At 44.6% G+C, this 17404-nt stretch carries 15 protein-coding genes; 11 read left to right on the forward strand and 4 right to left on the reverse strand.

Going from position 1 to position 17404, the window contains the following annotated elements:
* The first annotated feature begins 222 nt into the window (after positions 1–222).
* The 4 genes from U9Q77_07015 (at position 223) to U9Q77_07030 (ending at position 5640) form a co-directional block, all read left to right on the forward strand.
* A complete protein-coding gene (locus U9Q77_07015; protein MEA3287110.1) occupies positions 223–1302 on the forward strand; it encodes a histidine kinase in 1080 nt (359 codons plus the stop codon).
* On the forward strand, positions 1303–2037 hold the full coding sequence (locus U9Q77_07020) for a response regulator transcription factor (protein ID MEA3287111.1): 735 nt from the start codon (positions 1303–1305) through the stop codon (positions 2035–2037).
* Between the two features lie 88 nt (positions 2038–2125).
* On the forward strand, positions 2126–4489 hold the full coding sequence (locus U9Q77_07025; GenBank protein ID MEA3287112.1) for a TonB-dependent receptor: 2364 nt from the start codon (positions 2126–2128) through the stop codon (positions 4487–4489).
* A gap of 8 nt (positions 4490–4497) precedes the next feature.
* Positions 4498–5640: a hypothetical protein gene (locus U9Q77_07030; GenBank protein ID MEA3287113.1), complete on the forward strand. Its 1143-nt coding sequence runs from the start codon at positions 4498–4500 to the stop codon at positions 5638–5640.
* On the opposite strand, the gene epmA is transcribed toward U9Q77_07030, so the two are convergent.
* Positions 5598–6602 carry an EF-P lysine aminoacylase EpmA gene (epmA, locus tag U9Q77_07035; protein MEA3287114.1) on the reverse strand — a complete coding sequence of 335 codons (1005 nt, stop codon included), beginning with the start codon at positions 6600–6602 and terminating at the stop codon, positions 5598–5600. The two genes, U9Q77_07030 and epmA, sit on opposite strands and share 43 nt — an antisense overlap.
* A 303-nt stretch (positions 6603–6905) precedes the next feature.
* Between epmA and U9Q77_07040 the strand changes: the two genes are divergently transcribed.
* The 4 genes from U9Q77_07040 (at position 6906) to U9Q77_07055 (ending at position 9917) form a co-directional block, all read left to right on the forward strand.
* Positions 6906–8597 carry a PHP domain-containing protein gene (locus tag U9Q77_07040; GenBank protein MEA3287115.1) on the forward strand — a complete coding sequence of 564 codons (1692 nt, stop codon included), beginning with the start codon at positions 6906–6908 and terminating at the stop codon, positions 8595–8597.
* Positions 8594–9262, forward strand: coding sequence for an endonuclease III (gene nth / locus U9Q77_07045; GenBank protein ID MEA3287116.1), 669 nt, complete (start codon positions 8594–8596; stop codon positions 9260–9262). The genes U9Q77_07040 and nth overlap by 4 nt, the downstream gene beginning before the upstream one ends.
* A 4-nt stretch (positions 9263–9266) precedes the next feature.
* The gene (locus tag U9Q77_07050) at positions 9267–9542 is read left to right on the forward strand and encodes an acylphosphatase (protein ID MEA3287117.1); all 276 of its coding nucleotides are present in this window, start codon (positions 9267–9269) and stop codon (positions 9540–9542) included.
* Between the two features lie 144 nt (positions 9543–9686).
* Complete coding sequence (locus U9Q77_07055) at positions 9687–9917, forward strand: transcriptional coactivator p15/PC4 family protein (protein ID MEA3287118.1); 231 nt, start codon at positions 9687–9689, stop codon at positions 9915–9917.
* A 1-nt stretch (position 9918) separates the two neighbouring features.
* On the opposite strand, the gene fetB is transcribed toward U9Q77_07055, so the two are convergent.
* Together fetB and U9Q77_07065 are read right to left on the reverse strand one after the other, a co-directional pair.
* Positions 9919–10716, reverse strand: a complete 798-nt coding sequence (gene fetB / locus U9Q77_07060) for an iron export ABC transporter permease subunit FetB (GenBank protein MEA3287119.1) — start codon at positions 10714–10716, stop codon at positions 9919–9921.
* Positions 10703–11440 (reverse strand): ATP-binding cassette domain-containing protein, encoded by a 738-nt coding sequence (locus U9Q77_07065; protein MEA3287120.1) that lies wholly within the window; start codon positions 11438–11440, stop codon positions 10703–10705. The genes fetB and U9Q77_07065 overlap by 14 nt, the downstream gene beginning before the upstream one ends.
* Before the next feature lie 135 nt (positions 11441–11575).
* Between U9Q77_07065 and U9Q77_07070 the strand changes: the two genes are divergently transcribed.
* A complete protein-coding gene (locus U9Q77_07070; protein ID MEA3287121.1) occupies positions 11576–12751 on the forward strand; it encodes an acyl-CoA dehydrogenase family protein in 1176 nt (391 codons plus the stop codon).
* Between the two features lie 148 nt (positions 12752–12899).
* Positions 12900–13916 (forward strand): UDP-glucose 4-epimerase GalE, encoded by a 1017-nt coding sequence (gene galE, locus U9Q77_07075; GenBank protein ID MEA3287122.1) that lies wholly within the window; start codon positions 12900–12902, stop codon positions 13914–13916.
* A 7-nt stretch (positions 13917–13923) separates the two neighbouring features.
* Here the strand turns inward: galE and U9Q77_07080 are convergent, their stop codons facing one another.
* Positions 13924–14955 carry a putative manganese transporter gene (locus U9Q77_07080; GenBank protein MEA3287123.1) on the reverse strand — a complete coding sequence of 344 codons (1032 nt, stop codon included), beginning with the start codon at positions 14953–14955 and terminating at the stop codon, positions 13924–13926.
* A gap of 174 nt (positions 14956–15129) precedes the next feature.
* Between U9Q77_07080 and topA the strand changes: the two genes are divergently transcribed.
* On the forward strand, positions 15130–17391 hold the full coding sequence (gene topA / locus U9Q77_07085) for a type I DNA topoisomerase (GenBank protein ID MEA3287124.1): 2262 nt from the start codon (positions 15130–15132) through the stop codon (positions 17389–17391).
* The last annotated feature ends 13 nt before the right edge of the window (positions 17392–17404 follow it).

Here is a 17404-nt window from a genome sequence, read left to right on the forward strand (position 1 = left end):
CTCCATCCTCAATCCTATTTCGAAGAGTTAGGCGAGAACTGGTAAGTTTAATCGCAGATATTCTCATCATCAACCCCCACGACTAATAATCGTGGGTGAGCTTCAATAATTCCATATTTTCTCATTTATCGTGAAAAACCGGTGCTTCATCCCCCCAATGAACTAACTTCTCGAAATCACCCGATATACCCTTTACCATCAATTACATTAAGCGCTATGCAAATGAATCTGGTCGCCACATTAAAAAGAATATTCAAAAAAAACTGGGTGCAGCATTTCGTCTTCTGGATTGCTCTGGTCATTTTGTTTGCGCTGTTCAGAACCATCAGAAATGATAATATCGTCCTGGCCTGGCGCACCCTGCTTTTTGAGTTGATCCCCTTCAGTGGGGTAGCCAGCGCAGTATACATTAATCTCAATATTCTGCTCCCCAGATTTCTGAGCACCAAACGTTACTACATCTATGGATTCGGACTGTTCAGTATAGCCTTGTTGAATGCGATCGTTGTATATATCATTTTTACCGTTTTTGGACCATTTATGGGTGACTTGGGACACGGTCCTCACCCCAATCGCTGGATGTTTTTCCCCGCTTATATGATGATGCAGTTTATTTTTGTCAGTATTAGCTCATTCTTTCACTTTATTCGGGAGAATAATAGGTTAACAGAGATTGCACTGTCTGTGACAGAGATCGAGAGTAATCGTCTGCGAGCTGAGTTGAATTCTCTGAAAGCCCAGATCAACCCGCATTTTTTGTTTAACACCCTCAATAATATCTACTCCTACAGCCTATTCAAATCTGAGAAAACACCTGAGATGATCCTCAAACTTTCCGGTCTGATGAATTATATCATCTATGAATGTCAGGCGGATCAAGTTGGGCTGAGCAAGGAGATCGATTTTATCCGTAATTATGTGGAGCTGGAGAAGATGAGGGTCGAGGATACACTGGAGATCAAACTGGATATTCAGGAAAATCCCTACGATTTTCAGATTGCTCCGCTCTTGTTTGTTCCCTTCCTGGAAAACGCGTTTAAGCATGGTGTCAATATCCAGGATCAGCAACCCTATATTCGGCTTCAACTGGAGGTAAGCGCATCCGGTCTCCTCCATTTTGAATGTGAAAATCTGCAGGATGATACTGAACTTGATGATCCTCAGGAGAAAAGTGGTGGGATCGGGCTGGAAAATGTTCGAAAACGACTGGAACTTCTCTATCCAGGTGCCTGTGAACTTAAGATTGACCGCGGACTCAATAAATTTCAGGTAAATTTAAAGATTCAACTAAAGGATAGTTAGATGATGGACAAGCCCAAAAAGTTAATTCGCTGTCTGATCATTGATGATGAGGCTCCTGCCAGACGGGTTGTAGCTAAATACCTGTCTGACCTTTCCGGATATGAGGTTTCCGCTGAATGCAAAAATGCCTTCGAAGCTCTGGAAGCCCTTAAAGAATTTGAACCGGAGTTGATCTTCCTGGATATCAATATGCCCAAATTAAGCGGACTGAAAATGCTGGAGTCTCTGAAAAATCCACCGCTGGTAATCATCACAACCGCCTATCGAGAGTATGCAGTGGAGGGTTTTGAATTGGATGTTGTGGACTATCTGCACAAGCCATTTTCACTACCCCGTTTTATCCAGGCTCTCAATAAGGTGCAGGATCGTCTTAGCCAGCAATCCACTACAGGTGATTCAGATCCGGAGAAAAATGATCCGGGTTTTATTTTTCTGAAACATGAAGGTGAAATGATTCGCATCGATGTGCAGAATATTGAGTATGTGGAGGCAGTGGGAGATTATGTCCAGGTTGTTGCCTCTTCAAACAAGTATCTGACCTACCAATCCATGAAAAAGACCATGGCTCTTCTTGGTGAGCGCCACTTTTACAGAGTCCACAAATCATTTATTGTTAATCTTGGTAAAGTTAATTCCATCAGTGGCAATATGATATTCCTGAGAAAAAGATCCATTCCAATAGGCGGAAATTATCGTGCAGGATTCATGAAGATCATCAAATCACACATGGCTTAGGGAAATATCATCATGGCGGAACATTAATGCACTTCCATCGTCAAATCTTTTCACTATAGTTAAGTGAAAGTCATATCAAGAAAAATTTATGAAAAAGAACCTGCAATATTTAGTCACCATCCTCCTCATGTTTATCATGTTGGGACAGGTATTCGGGCAATCCAAATACGGTCGGTTGAATGGTTTTCTCCGCGATGCTGAAACCGGTGAACCGTTGCTTTATGCAAATGTGAGTTTGAAAAACACGGGTATTGGCGCCGCTTCTGACAATTCCGGATACTATATCATTACCAATATTCCTCCGGGGAACTACACATTACAAATCATGATGATGGGGTACAACCACACAGCCAAACAGATAGTGGTGATTGCTGGTTTGGAGGAGCGACATGACTTTGAGATTCAACCTTCTTCACTTGAAGGCGAGGAAGTTATCGTTACGGGTGATCGGCAACGCTTCGAAAAGCAAATAGAAGTCAGCTCTGTCAGTCTAAGTATGCGGGATGTGAAGACCATGCCGGCTTTTGTAGAGGCTGATATTTTTCGAACACTGCAACTTTTACCGGGAGTACAGTCTTCCAGTGATTTTTCATCAGCCCTTGTTGTTCGTGGAGGAAGCCCTGATGAAAACCTGATCATGTTGGATGGTATTGAGATCTATAACCCCTTTCACCTGGGGGGTGTATTTTCCACTTTCAACGCCGATGCTATTGCTGATGCGAAGTTTTTGGCTGGTGGTTATCCAGCCTACTATGGCAATCGGATATCATCAGTGCTGAGCATTACTGGTCGCGAAGGTGATTCCCGCAAGCATAAATTATTCAATAGCCGTAAACTGGGTAAATTTTTTGACGTGAGTCAGGTCAGGGGTGAAGTAAATCTGCTCAGTTCCAAATTGCTGGCGGAAGGACCTTTGTTGAAAGGATCCTGGATGTTATCCGGCAGACGAACCTACTTTGATCAAGTCGCCCGCTTGTATTATTGGTATAAAGATGAGCCAATGGAGTGGAAGTACTATTTCTATGATGTCCAGGGCAAGATCATTCAGAATATCAATCCCACTAATCGTCTGACATTTTCACACTATGCCGGGAAGGACCGGATCTTTTTTGAGATAGGTCGAGCTGAAAATGAAGTGAATTTCAATTGGGATTGGGGCAATACAACCAATAGTTCTGAATGGCGCTGGGTTCCCAATTCGAAGTTTGTATCTACGCTTTCTTTTGCTAATACAGTTTATGAATTTGATGTAGATATGGAGTTCTCCACAACCGATACCGCAGGACAGTCCACATCATCAAACATTGTTGTTTTTAATAAGATCGATGACTGGACTCTGAAAGAAAACCTGGATTGGTTCGTTTCGTCAGAGCACACGCTCACGACGGGATTCGAAATCAAGGATCTAGGTGTTGATTTTCGGCTATCACAAGGGGAACAGGATATAATCGATGAACACGAAAAAAACATGATCTATAGCAGTATTCTCCAGGAACGCTGGCAGCCTAATCCAGTGGTCATGTTTCAAGCGGGTCTGCGTGTATCAAAATATTCCGCACATGAAAACTTGTACTATGAACCACGTCTCGGTTTCAAGTATCTGCTTTCGACGGATCTGGCTTTGAAGGGTGCCTGGGGTAAGTACAATCAGTTCATCTTTACTGCCCAGGATGAAGATGCTATTCTCAGTATCGTTGATTTCTGGAATCCTATCCCCGAAAACTATAAAGCAAAATCAGTTGAACACTATATCCTCGGGCTGGAACAATGGCTGGGTGAAGGCTGGTTCGCCAGTCTGGAAGGCTACTATAAACCATACAGCAATACGCTGGTCATCAATCCCAATCAGGATTTTCTGGACCAGGATGATGATTATACCGAAGGAACAGCTGAAATCTATGGCACGGAGGTCCTGCTGAAGAAAAGCAGTGGGAAGATGACTGGTTGGCTGGGTTACTCCTATATGGTAAGTAGCCAGGAGTTTGATTTTAACGGAGACGGTGAGATCATTGAAAGTGATGGGGAAGTTTATAGCTCTAAATACGATCAACCTCATTCGCTCAATCTGGTGCTGAACTATGCCTTGAATAAAAAGAACTCATTTGGACTGACCATGACCAGCAGTAGTTCCAACCTCTATACTCCCACCGTTGCTTATGTCCCGACTCAGAATGGCACATTTGGGTATAATCTCACAAACCCTTATGCAGATTTTTCTGAGCTCAAAGGGTTTCGAAATTCAGCCCGTTATCCAAATTATTTCAGGATGGATGTGAGTTACTCCCGGCAGATCCAGCCGTTTGGAATAGAGGGTCTATTTAAGATCCAGGTGATCAACGCCACCAATCATTTTAATACATTCTTTTACAATTGGGATCTTGAAGAGAAAACGGTGGAAGGTATTGGTATGTTTCCCTTCTTTCCCACTTTTGGTGTAGAGTTCAAACTGTAGGTGATGCGATGAAATTTACAAATCAATGGGTATTGAAATTATTCCTTATTCCTTTTTCCGTTTTTCTTGTACAGTCTTGTACTGAAGAGTTAAGCATCGCTAATTTTGAGGATGCATTTAAAAATTATGAACAGGAACTCCGCATCGAGGGAATGCTTGATCTGACTGATTTTTCCCGATCGGTGATCCGGGTAGATAAAACGATATTGATTACTGATACATCTCTTTACAATGGAATTGACGATAACGGAGACTGGGAATCCTACACCGACCTGAATGGTAATGGTCGCTGGGATGAGGATGAGCCGCTGAATGATGATGTGGGCATTAAACAACATGGTCCCCATGGTGAGTATGAAGGGCGGGGGAATGGTCAACCTGATCCAGGTGAACCCCATATCGATGACTATATTGAAATTTTACCCCAAATCCATGATTCAACCATGACATCGGTCATTTTGCGGGAATCTGGCGCGCTGGTTGCTGAATTTAAATGGTCCTGGCAGGCAGGCTACTTTGATGAGAGCTTTGGTGGGCGTGGTCCGTCCTCTGAAGTTGTTAAAAACACTTATATCAGGTACACTTATGGGGGGTATATACCAACACTCCAATTTTCAGAAGTAGTGCTGGTGCCGGGGACAGAATATACAATGGAACTGACTACTGCAGATGGCAGGATCATTACAGCCTCCACCATACCCGTAGATGATCCCCTGAATGTACAGTGGCCCGGAACAACGCAGGAAGTCGATACCATCAATGTTTCAACGCTTAACTATGCCTCTCTAACCTGGAATACACCCATTGAGACAAATTTTTGTGGAGTGATCATGGATGAGGTCTTCACTGCAGATTCAGTCCGTGGGTTTTACTCAGCTTTGGCAGTTGCTACAAGCCTTGATACTTCAAATGGCCTACCTCTCTATCCAGCCAATTTTATCGGGATTCCTCTGGGGCTTTACAAAATGGTATTGGAATCGTATAGTTATGAATATGGGAATTATGTGTATTCGGGCCTGCCTTTAAGAGACCGGGGACTTTCCAACTGGCGGGATCAGGATGGAAACGTAGTTCTGGGTGCCTTTGGAGCAAAATCACCCATTGAATTTTACCTGCGCTTTGTTGCTCCTCCGGATCCACCCAATGGTTGAAGAAAAAATTGACGTATATCTGATTCACCGGTAAGGACCATTAACAAACGTTCGATGCCGATGGCAATACCACCTGTGGGCTTCATCTTTCCCACAGCTTTGATCAGATCCTCATCCACGGGATGGGGTGGGTACCCGAGAATCTTGCGCTCCAGGTTAGCATCCTTAAAACGTTTGATCTGTTCTTTTGAATTAATTAACTCACTAAAAGCATTGCCAATCTCGACTCCCTGGATATAGAGTTCGAACCGCTCAGCCCATTGGGGATCAGACGCTTTGATCTTGGAAAGAGCAGCCATGGAAGCGGGGTAATCATAGACGATTTCGGGTTGACTTATTCCAAGCTTAGATTCAATCAGCTTCATCCAGACTCGAAAAAAGATGTCCTCAAAAGGTTCATTCTCAGGGATCGATTCATTTAAGACCTGCCGGGCTGCTCTAAGCCAATACCTTTGGTTCCTCAACCCCTGCTCTAGATCCAGGTCAGCATATTTGTGAAAGCAGTCACTGACGGAAGTGCGTTGAATACTCTGATCCCAGCTGAACCCGGGAGGGGTATCAATAGATTTAAAATCTTCACTCAGGGTGTGTAATAGGGCATCGACATCATCCATGATATCCTGATAATTTCCAGGACGGTACCATTCCAACATATTGAATTCAGGGTGATGTTGGGGGCCAAGCTCACCATGATTGCGGAAAACCCTGGCAATTTCAAAGACTTTCTCAAAACCGTTGCCCAGCGCTTTCTTGATCGCAAACTCAGGAGAAGTAGGAAGGTAGTATTCCTGAATTTCGTTTCCATGGTCAAGATAACTGGTTTTAAAGCCATGGAGATGGACCTCTATCCCGGGTGAGGGCACCAACAGGGGAGTCTCCAGCTCAAAGAAGCCTTGCTCCATAAACCATGTGCGGATCAGATTTATTAAGGCGCGTTTTTGTTCGATGCGGTGTCTATTCATGGACCCAATATGTAATAATCATGCGTGGTTTCAAAACATTGCTCTCTAAACACCCCACGATTATACGCCCCTCAAACTCGGCTATGCCTCGAACAAAGGTTCCTTATCCGTAGCTCACACTGGAGCTCCAATCCAACCCTTTTCAATGAACTCAGATCACTCAGAGTCCTTACTCCCCAACCCCCAACCAAATTCACCACTCACCACTCATCACTCATCACTCGTCACTTGTCACTCGTCACCCACCCCAACCTCCCAACCATAAACTCATTGAACTCATCAACTCACAAACTATTTTGAACAATGAATAATTCTCAAATCAGCGCCCGTATCAAACGTCTGTCTGCCATGATGACCCTTCTGGATGATAATCCACACAAGATCAGGGCTTTTGAAAAGGCCGCTCGCATCATCAGCGAGCATCCGGAAGAAATGGGTGTCCTCATTGATGAAGATCGTCTTAAAGCAGTCAGTGGCATTGGTGATACTTTGGCACATATCATCCTTTATTATGCTAAATCAGGAGGACCCGGGTTTGAAAAAGAATTGGAAGATCGCCTGCCAACCGGATTACCTGTCCTGCTCGATCTGAAAGGACTGAGCCTGAAAAAAGTGCAAACCCTCTGGTTGGATCATGAGATCAGCAATATTACACTGCTGGAAGAAGCTTGCCGATCCAATACACTGGCTGGCTGGAGCGGTTTTGGCTCAAAACTGGAGCAGTTGCTTCTAAAATCCATTGCGTTTAAAGCAAGACATGTCAGCGATTTTCATTTAGATCTGGCATTGAAAGTGAGCCAGCTCTGGCACCAAAAATTGGCATCGCTGCCTTCGGTCAAACGGGTAGAACTCACTGGAAGACTTCGCCGACGCGATGACTTGATCAGGAGTGTTGACTTTATTGTGGAAGCCGATCTAGCTGTCCTGAAAAATGATCTTATACAATTCCAAAATTTTGATTTCACACATATTGAACCCATCTCGTTGAAGGATGACACCGGTTTGCCCATTCAGCTTTGGATCAGCAGCAGTTCCGATTTTCAGTTGCGTCAGCTCGTGCTTACGGGGGGATCCGCTTATCTTGAGAAGATCAACTCAGCTTTAAGGGTAAAGGGTCTGACTCATGACCAGGGAAGCCGTGCCGATCTGGATGCGACAGGTCTAACTGAAGCTACTCTCTGTGAAGTCCTTCATATCCAATGGATCGAGCCGGAGCTGAGAGACAATTTTGATAGTTTTCCGCCAGATCGGACCCTGATCCAGGTCCAAGATATCAAAGGGGTCATCCACGCTCATTCCACCTGGAGCGATGGTAAAAATAGTTTGGAGCAGATGGTTAGAGCTGCCCGTGATCTGGGCTACCAGTATCTGGGCATCAGTGATCATTCTCAGGCAGCCTATTATGCAAATGGGCTAAAACCGGATCGAGTTAAAAAACAATGGGATCACATTGATAAACTAAATGACCAGTACCCGGACATCCATATTTTCAAGGGGATCGAAGCAGATATTCTCAGTGATGGTCGTCTGGATTATGATGAGGAGTTACTGGCAGGTTTCGATCTTGTTATTGCCTCGATTCACAGCCATTTCCATTTGGATCGGGACAAACAAACAAACCGGATCATCAGGGCTTTACAAAGTCCCTTTACAACCATATTGGGACATCCTACAGGTCGCATGTTACTGTCTCGGGAGGGTTATGATCCTGATTTGCCCAGTATCATTGAGGCGGCTGCTGAATACGATAAGATCATCGAGATCAACACCACCCCTAAACGGCTTGACCTGGATTGGCGATATGCTGCCCTGGCCCGGGAAAAAGGTGTGAAATTTTCCATCAATCCTGATGCACACAGCTCAAAAGGTTTGGAAACAATACCCCTGGGAGTTTCCATGGCTCGTAAGGGTGGATTGGGTCCAGAAGACATCATTAACACCCTGTCAACGAGTGAGTTGACCAACTATTTGAGAAAGCACCACTGGACAAAATGAAAGAGTCAATCAAAAACAGGCAATCCAGGATGCGGCTTATTCTGGACCGATTATATGAGTCATATCCGAACTCACACTGCAGTCTTGATCATCGCTCACCCTTTCAGTTGCTGATCTCAACCATGTTATCAGCTCAGTGTACTGATGATCGGGTCAATAAAGTGACACCTGAATTGTTCAAGTTTTATCCTACAGCAGCGGCTATGGCTGGAGCTTCAGTTGAGCATTTGGCTGAGCTTGTCCACTCCACCGGTTTTTATAATAGCAAGTCCAAGAACATGAGTGCTTGCGCCAGGATGTTGCTGGAAGAACATGGTGGTGAAGTTCCCGGTGATCTGAAAACGTTGATCAAGATACCTGGAGTAGGTCGAAAAACGGCAAATGTTGTGTTGGGAACGGCTTTTGGCATTCCAGGCCTTGTCGTTGATACTCATGTGATTCGCCTGGCCAATCTTCTTGAATTCACCACCCACAGTGACGCAGTAAAAATTGAACGTGAATTGATGTCCATCGTCGATGAAGAACACTGGGTGATGTTTACTCACCTCATTATTGATCATGGACGAGCCGTTTGTATTGCCAGACGTCCTCAATGTCACGTCTGTGTGCTTGCTGAATACTGTCCATCGGTTTTGCCCGACGAAGCTATCAGAAAAAAGAAATAGATTAATGGACACATCGATCAGTTTTCGAGTTACCGGCAGGGTCCAGGGGGTTGGATTCAGAGCTTTTATTCAGCGAACCGGGCAACAATTAGGTCTTTCTGGTTGGGTCAAGAATAATGCAGATGGTTCTGTTAGCGGCTTGGCAGAAGGAGAACAAGGACTCTTAGTGGAATTCATGAAACAGGTGAAGATTGGGAATCGCTGGTCAAGTGTAGACGGGTTGGAAGAACAGCCACTGAGATACAGTGGTGAGTTTTCAGGTTTTGAAATTCGGTATTAGGAATCTGTGCTGGTTCAATTTATTTAGTACAGTTACTTGAAATATATTGCGCCCTGGGGCTAAGTGCCATATTTGGCATAAAACTCTCTGCGCTTTGCAAACTCTGCGAGGGGAAAAAATATTACAAATATAAAGGATAAATAAATGGAAAAGATCATTGGTGAAGTTGAACGAAGCGAGACTGAGAAAATCATTATTCAGGTAAAGGAATTCAAAGGACGTACCTACGTTGACTTTCGGATTCACTATCTGGCAGATGAGGATGAATGGCGTCCAACCCAGAAGGGCATCACAGTTGCCCCTGCACTTTGGGAAGGTTTTAAAAAACATGTAGATGAAACCGATAAATTCCTGGAAACTGAAGGGATGATATAGGTTACTCTCTCAGCAACTCTCGTCTGAGTTGCATTTTTTTTGTAAAGAATTGTCGATAAACGATGGTCAGTATAATTATGTTGGCCATCGTTGCTGTTGTAAACCACATGTACATGATCATGATCTGATAGCGTACAGCAATAATTGGGTCAATACCAGCCAGAATCTGTCCGGTCATGACCCCGGGAAGCTGAACCAGGCCGACAGTCATCATGGTGTTAATATTTGGAATAAGGGCGGCCTGAATGGATGCTTTCATGGCATCATAAACTGCCAATTTAGGCGTTGCCCCCAGAGCCAGGAGTGTTTCGATTTCCTTTTCACGATGCCTTAATTCACCAACAAAACGATTAGCTGTGAGTGAGGTTGAGTTCAGACCATTTCCAATGATCATACCGCCAATCGGTATAGCCGCATAAGGTGAGAACCAGGGCTTAACATCAAGGATAAAGAGCAAAATAGTTCCCAAGATCAGGATCGCTGATCCGAGTAAAGCAACAAACATGGCTGAAAAAAAATGAGGAATATCATTTTTTTGACGTCGGGTTCCTTCATAACTGGCGATGAGGATCATAATAAAAAGCAAGCTGAGCATAAATGCCCAATGTTGTTGATCAAAAAACCAGGTCAAAACGTAACCCATAAGAGTCAGTTGTACAAATGACCTGAGGGTACCAATAAGCAGAGTCTGTTCCAAGCCCAGCTTCCACTTCCTGATCAAAAATAAAGAGAAGGCGATAAAAAATAGGGAGACGATAAGATCGTTCCAGGTCAGGACATAGAAATCAGGTCTCATCATCGGCCCCGCTTTCAAGTAGCCCGGCTTTTTCAAAAATTGTTGCCTGGTCTAGTGCTTTAAAAGAACCATTTCCCACTATTTTACCCTGGGATAACACGATCACCCGTTGTGCGTAGCGACGCATAAGCTGGTGGTTATGAGAAACTGCAATTACAGTCAGGTTCAAGGTCTTGCGTAGTCTGTTTACCAGATCCATGATGGACCTGGAAAGCTTTGGATCCAGGTTGGATGTGGGCTCATCCAATAGCAATACTTGAGGGTGATTCAATAAAGTTCGTGCCAGAGCAAGTCGCTGTTGTTCCCCACCGGAAAGATCTTTGGCATTATGAGTCAATTTGATATTGCCCATTTCCACTTGTTCAAGCGCGTTACTGAGGTCATGGTCAATGGTTTGGGCAATGGTTTGATCCCAACGACCAGCAACCAGCAGGTTCTCTTTTACACTGCCGGAGAACACCACTGGATTTTGGAAGAGGATTCCCACATTTTTGCGCAAACATTGAATATCATTATCAATATCCTGACCGCGAAAGTTGATCTGTCCCCAAGTTGGACTGGCCAGAGAATTGAACATTCTGAGTAACGAGCTCTTTCCGGCTCCTGAGGCTCCAAGGACAGCCAGAAATTCACCTTTCTGAACTTCAAAACTGACTCCGCTAAGGATTTTGTTTCCACCGGCCTCATAGGCAACATCTGTGAACTGGAAAAGTGATTGGTTCTGCATGGTATGATATTATTCGTTTATCGAACCGAAAGAAATGATTTCTATAAAAGTTTCTGAAAACAGGTTTAGGATAATCATTTCTATTTTCCTGGATTACCCCGTGCTTACCTTTAATGCTCAAAATGGAGATAGTGCATGTCTGCTAGAATTGTTGGTCCTGATTATTTTAATATTTCAAGCTTACTGAGCGAAGAAGAGATTGCTGTCCAAAACATGACCCATGACTGGGTGCAAGATCGGTTTAAACCTACTGTTGCCAAACATTTTCGCGAGGGAACCTTTCCCATGGATCTGCAGACTGAAATGGGTGAAATGGGATTTTTTGGTTCCAGTCTACCTGAAGAATATGGAACGGCCGGTTTAAACAATGTAGCCTATGGACTGATGATGCAGGAATTAGAACGAGGAGATTCTGGTCTCCGTAGTTTTGCTTCAGTTCAGGGTGCCCTGGTTATGTGGCCCATCTGGAAGTATGGTTCTGTTGAGCAAAAAGATAAGTGGCTACCTTTACTGGCCTCAGGCAAGAAAATCGGCTGTTTTGGACTCACAGAACCGGACTTTGGATCCAATCCCGGAGGAATGCTCACTCGAGTAAAGCAGGATGGCGATAGTTTTATCCTTACTGGAACCAAAATGTGGATCACCAATTCTCCAGTGGCTGATGTGGCTCTGATCTGGGCTAAAGCTGAATCAGGTGAGATTCAGGGTTTTCTGGTGGAACGTGGAATCGCTGGATTTGAAACACCTCAGATCAAAGGGAAGCTTTCACTCCGCGCCTCTATCACGGGTGAAATTGTACTTGATCATTGCCGGATCCCACTGGAAAATCGACTTCCGGATGCCAATGGACTGCGTGCCCCCTTGAGCTGCCTTACCCAAGCTCGCTACGGGATCAATTGGGGTGTGATGGGAGCCGCCATAGATTGTTATGAAGAAGCAGTGGAATATGCCAAAACCAGGATTCAGTTCGATAAACCCATTGCAGCCTACCAGCTAACCCAGCAAAAACTGGCTGAAATGCTGAATGAGATCACTAAAGCGCAACTCATGACGCTACAATTAGGCCGTCTGAAAGATCGTGGAACCATGAATCACAAACAGGTCAGTCTTTCAAAAATGAATAATGTCCGTATGGCTATCGAGATTGCTAGATCAGCCAGAACAATTTTGGGAGCTAGCGGTATTACTGATGAATATGTAGCCATGCGCCATGCTGCAAATCTGGAGTCAGTTCTGACTTATGAAGGAACCCATGAAATGCACACCCTGGTGGTTGGAGAGAGCATCACCGGTATTCCGGCTTATCGTTGAAACTTTTGGACACCTGGGTGTTACAAAAAGGGATAATGGAAACCTGGAAACTAGAAAGTCGAAACTTGGAATGGAACCTAACCACCTCGGCTTTGCTCGGTGTGACGGACTGTTAATTTTAAAATATATTTAACATGAAAGAATCATTATGTCTAATATCTTAGTTACTGGCGGTGCCGGTTACATTGGCAGTCATACCGTCCTGGAATTGCTTGAGAATGGGGATCAGGTTATTGTGGTTGACAACCTGTCCAATAGCAGTCGTGAGTCATTAAGGCGGGTTGAGGCGCTTACAAAGAAGCATGTCACCTTCCATGAAGTTGATCTATTAGACAAATCAGATCTGAATCAAGTATTCGAACAGCATGAATTGGACGCAGTTATTCATTTTGCTGGATTTAAGGCAGTCGGCGAATCAGTGACCATTCCCCTTAAGTATTACCAGAATAATTTAACAGGTACTTTGAATCTATTGGAGGTGATGAATCGCCATTCTGTAAAGCGGCTGGTCTTCTCATCTTCAGCAACGGTCTATGGTGACCCGGCATCTGTGCCTATCACCGAAGATTTTCCTGTCTCAGCCACGAACCCCTACGGGCGCTCTAAACTAATTATCGAAGAGATGCTACGGGATCTCACCGTTTCTGATGCTGAATGGGATATTGCCCTCTTGCGCTATTTTAATCCGGTGGGCGCCCACAAGAGCGGTCAGATCGGAGAGGACCCCAACGGAATTCCCAATAACCTGATGCCATATATTTCACAAGTGGCAGTGGGCAAGCTTGAGCAGCTTTCCATATTTGGCGATGATTACAAAACCCCCGATGGAACAGGTGTTCGTGACTACATTCATGTTGTTGATTTGGCTAACGGGCATTTGAAAGCCCTGGAGTATCTATCGGGAAAACCAGGTCTGGTCACGGTAAATCTGGGAACCGGAAGTGGTTATAGTGTTTTGGAATTGATCAAAGCCTTTGAAAAAGTTTGCGGGAAATCTGTAGCCTATCAGGTTGTTGGTCGACGCTCAGGAGATATTGCCCAATGTTATGCCGATACTCATAAAGCTGCCGATCTTTTAAGCTGGAAAGCCACCAGAGGTATTGAGGAGATGTGTGAAGATTCCTGGCGCTGGCAATCAAACAATCCTCAGGGTTATGGAAATTAAGGATTATTTAAGCAGCAAGAACGAGCCAGATAATCCCCACCAGGATCCCCACGATCAGATTAATACCCTTCACTTTCAGGAAATCAAGTCTGCTGAAAGCCAGGAGCGGCAGCATACCGTGTCCATCCTGGACGATAGAACTTACTACAAGAGTACTCAAAGGAATCAGCTCCTTTGAAAATAAAGTTACGAACAGCAGGTGAGGTCCCGAAGAGGGAATGATGCCCACCAAAGCAGAGAGTATAGTAACCTGCAGTCTGCTTTCCTCGATCAGGGCTGCCAGATCCATGTGGTCATTTGTATAGTGAATAACCCAAAGTGCAGCAAAGGTCCAGGCAAATAGTGCCGGGAGATGCTCTCTGGTCACATGTTTCCAGAGATGATCATGGATAAAATGTTTCGAGCTGCTCGCTACGATCCAAATTCCGATAACTCCTACGAGCATAAAAGTGATGCGCTTCCAGTTCCATATTTGAGGACCCAGGATTCCGGCAGCTAGTAGTGAAATAAAAAGAAGCAAACCAAATAACAGGATAACCCGGGTGCTCTCGGACCAAGATGAGCGGAATGTCTTCCAGCCCGGTAAAAGGGGCATAATGTTGGAATCGTGAATGACCATTTTCTCACAACGATCCTGCTGAAGGTGATCCAGGCCTGTTTTAAATATCCGGTCCACCAGCCACCCGCTGATCATGGCAATACCAAATAAAATGATTGAGATCAATAGTGCCTTCCCGGGAAACATGGCAAACATTACGAAAGCTTCATCGCCACTGGTAGCGATCATGGTAGCCACGATCGCTCCTAAAGAAAACATACGGTGGCTGTAGAGAGTCACTGCTGCAAAAGCACCGAGGCAACCAGGCATTACCCCCAGGATCGCAGCCAAGAAATATTGCATCCAGCCTTTTTGACGACAGAAGTAGGCTTCCCATTTCCCTTTGGATATCACATTGAAGTATTCAACCACCAGCATCATGACAAAGACGAAAAAACTGATACTAAGTGCATGTTTCAGGACTGGCAAAAGTGTGTTCATGTTTTACTCATTTCGTTTATCTGGCAAGCGTTTATGATGCACTCCTTTGATGGGGTGAAATTTGGAATCGTTACAAATAATATATGCCGAAAAGGAGGCATACCAGGTATTGCTTTTCCATAGGTGGCGGAATATTATCCGTGACTTGAAATATTTGAAGTCAAAAGGAAGCCCATGTCTCAAAATCTTATCATCGTCGAATCACCCTCTAAAGCCAGTACAATACGAAAATATTTGGGGGATGAATATAAGGTTCTTTCCACTGTTGGTCATATTCGAGATTTACCCAGAACCCAATTAGGAGTAGATCTTAAGGAAGATTTTAAACCGCTGTATGTCATCATACCTGGCAAGAAAAAGAATGTTGAAGCCCTCAAGGAAGCTGCCCGGAAGGCTACTCAAGTCTTTATCGCGACTGACCCTGACCGCGAAGGTGAGGCCATTGGTTGGCATGTGACCCGCATCTTGAAAAATCTGAATAAGCCTACTCACCGCGTCATGTTTTTCGAAATCACCAAAAATGGCGTTCTCGAGGGGATGCGCAATGCTACAGAACTCGATATGAATCTGGTTAATGCCCAGCAAGCTAGACGTATCATTGATCGCCTGGTTGGATTCAAGGTCAGCCCTTTTCTGTGGAGAGTCTTATACTCAGGTTTGAGCGCCGGTCGAGTCCAGTCGGTTGCTTTGCGGCTGATCTGCGAAAGACAGGAAGCGATCGATCGATTTGAACCCCAGGAGTACTGGACCATTAAAACTGAGGTTGAGACCGAACAGAAGCATTCTTTTTCGGCTGAGCTTCAAAAAGTGGACGGAAAAAAAGCGATCATCTTAAATGAGACAGTCGCCATGGCGCTTCGTCACGAGCTAAAGGAAGAAACTTTCACGATCAGTTCCGTGGAGAAGAAGCGAGTTCGTCGCAATCCCAGAGCTCCTTTCACTACCAGTACTATGCAACAGGCTGCTTTTCAGAAATTAGGATTCACTACCAAGCGAACCATGACCCTGGCTCAGCAGCTTTATGAAGGTATCACACTTCAGGATGGTGAAACCACCGGTTTGATCACCTACATGCGTACTGATTCAACACGTGTGGCCAGCTCTTCAGTTGAGACTATCAGGGCTCATGTTCTAGAAACCTTTGGCGCAAAATATTTGCCGGCTAAAGAACGCCAGTTTGGGAAAAATAAAGGTAAGATCCAGGATGCTCACGAAGCCATCAGACCATCAAACCCGGCCCTTCACCCTGATGTTGCCAAAGCTTCATTGACAGGTCCTCAGGCAAAACTTTATGATCTGATCTGGCGACGTTTCACTGCTTCGCAAATGGCAGTGGCAGTATTCGATCAATCTGCTATTGAGATTCAAGCAGGATCACGGTTTGGATTGAGAGCTGCTGGCTCTGATCTGGTCTTCGATGGATATCGGAAGGTTTATTTTGAGAAGGAAACAGAAAAAGAAAGTCATCTTCCCTCTGATCTAAAAAAAGGTGAACTCCTGGAACTGCTCCACGTGGATACGGATCAGCATTTCACCCAGCCCCCAGCCCCCTACACTGAAAGCAGTTTAGTGAAAGTGCTTGATAAAGAAGGTATTGGTCGCCCCTCAACATATGCAAATATCATCTCCGTGGTCCAGGCCAGAAACTATGTGCAATCTGAGAAGCGTAAACTTTTTCCCACAGAATTGGGCAAAGTGACCAACAAGTTGCTGATTGAGAATTTCTCAGATCTGGTTAATACAACCTTCACCCGAGAGATGGAAAGTCGCTTGGATAAGGTGGAAGAGGGTTCGCTTACCTACCTTGACATTATGCAGGAATTTTGGGCTCTATTGGAAAAATGGCTGGCAGACTCATCTAAATCCTATAGTGAAATTAAGAAATCTCTGCAAGAGGATAGTGGAGAGGTCTGTGAAAAATGCGGGAAACCGATGGTCATTAAATGGAGTAAAAATGGTCGGTTCCTGGCCTGCTCTGGTTTTCCCACTTGCCGAAATGCTCGACCCTTGGATAGTCCAAAGCCAGGCGAGGGAGGCGAAGATGAAGAAGCTAAAGATTATGGGAAATGTGAGAAATGTGGATCACCTCTAATCCTTAGAGACGGTCGTTATGGCAAGTTCTATGCTTGCTCAGCCTATCCAAAGTGTAAATTCACCAAACCCTTTACCATATTGATGCCCTGTCCCAAGCCCGATTGCAAAGGCGAAATATCACCGCGACGTTCCAAACGGGGTCGGACTTTTTACGGTTGTACAAAATATCCTGATTGTGATTTTGTCAGTTGGGATCCACCAATTGCCCATGTATGTCCGGCTTGTCAAAATCCCTATATGGTGGTCAAGTCAACTAAGAAAAAGGGTGATTACGCCCTGTGTCCCAAGTGTAAGCACGAGATCAGTGTCTCTGATATTGAAGACTCAAAAGCAAAAGACTGACAGATTATTAAAA

The organism is Candidatus Neomarinimicrobiota bacterium, from assembly GCA_034716895.1.
Taxonomy (GTDB): Bacteria; Fidelibacterota; UBA8477; order UBA8477; family JABMPR01; genus JABMPR01.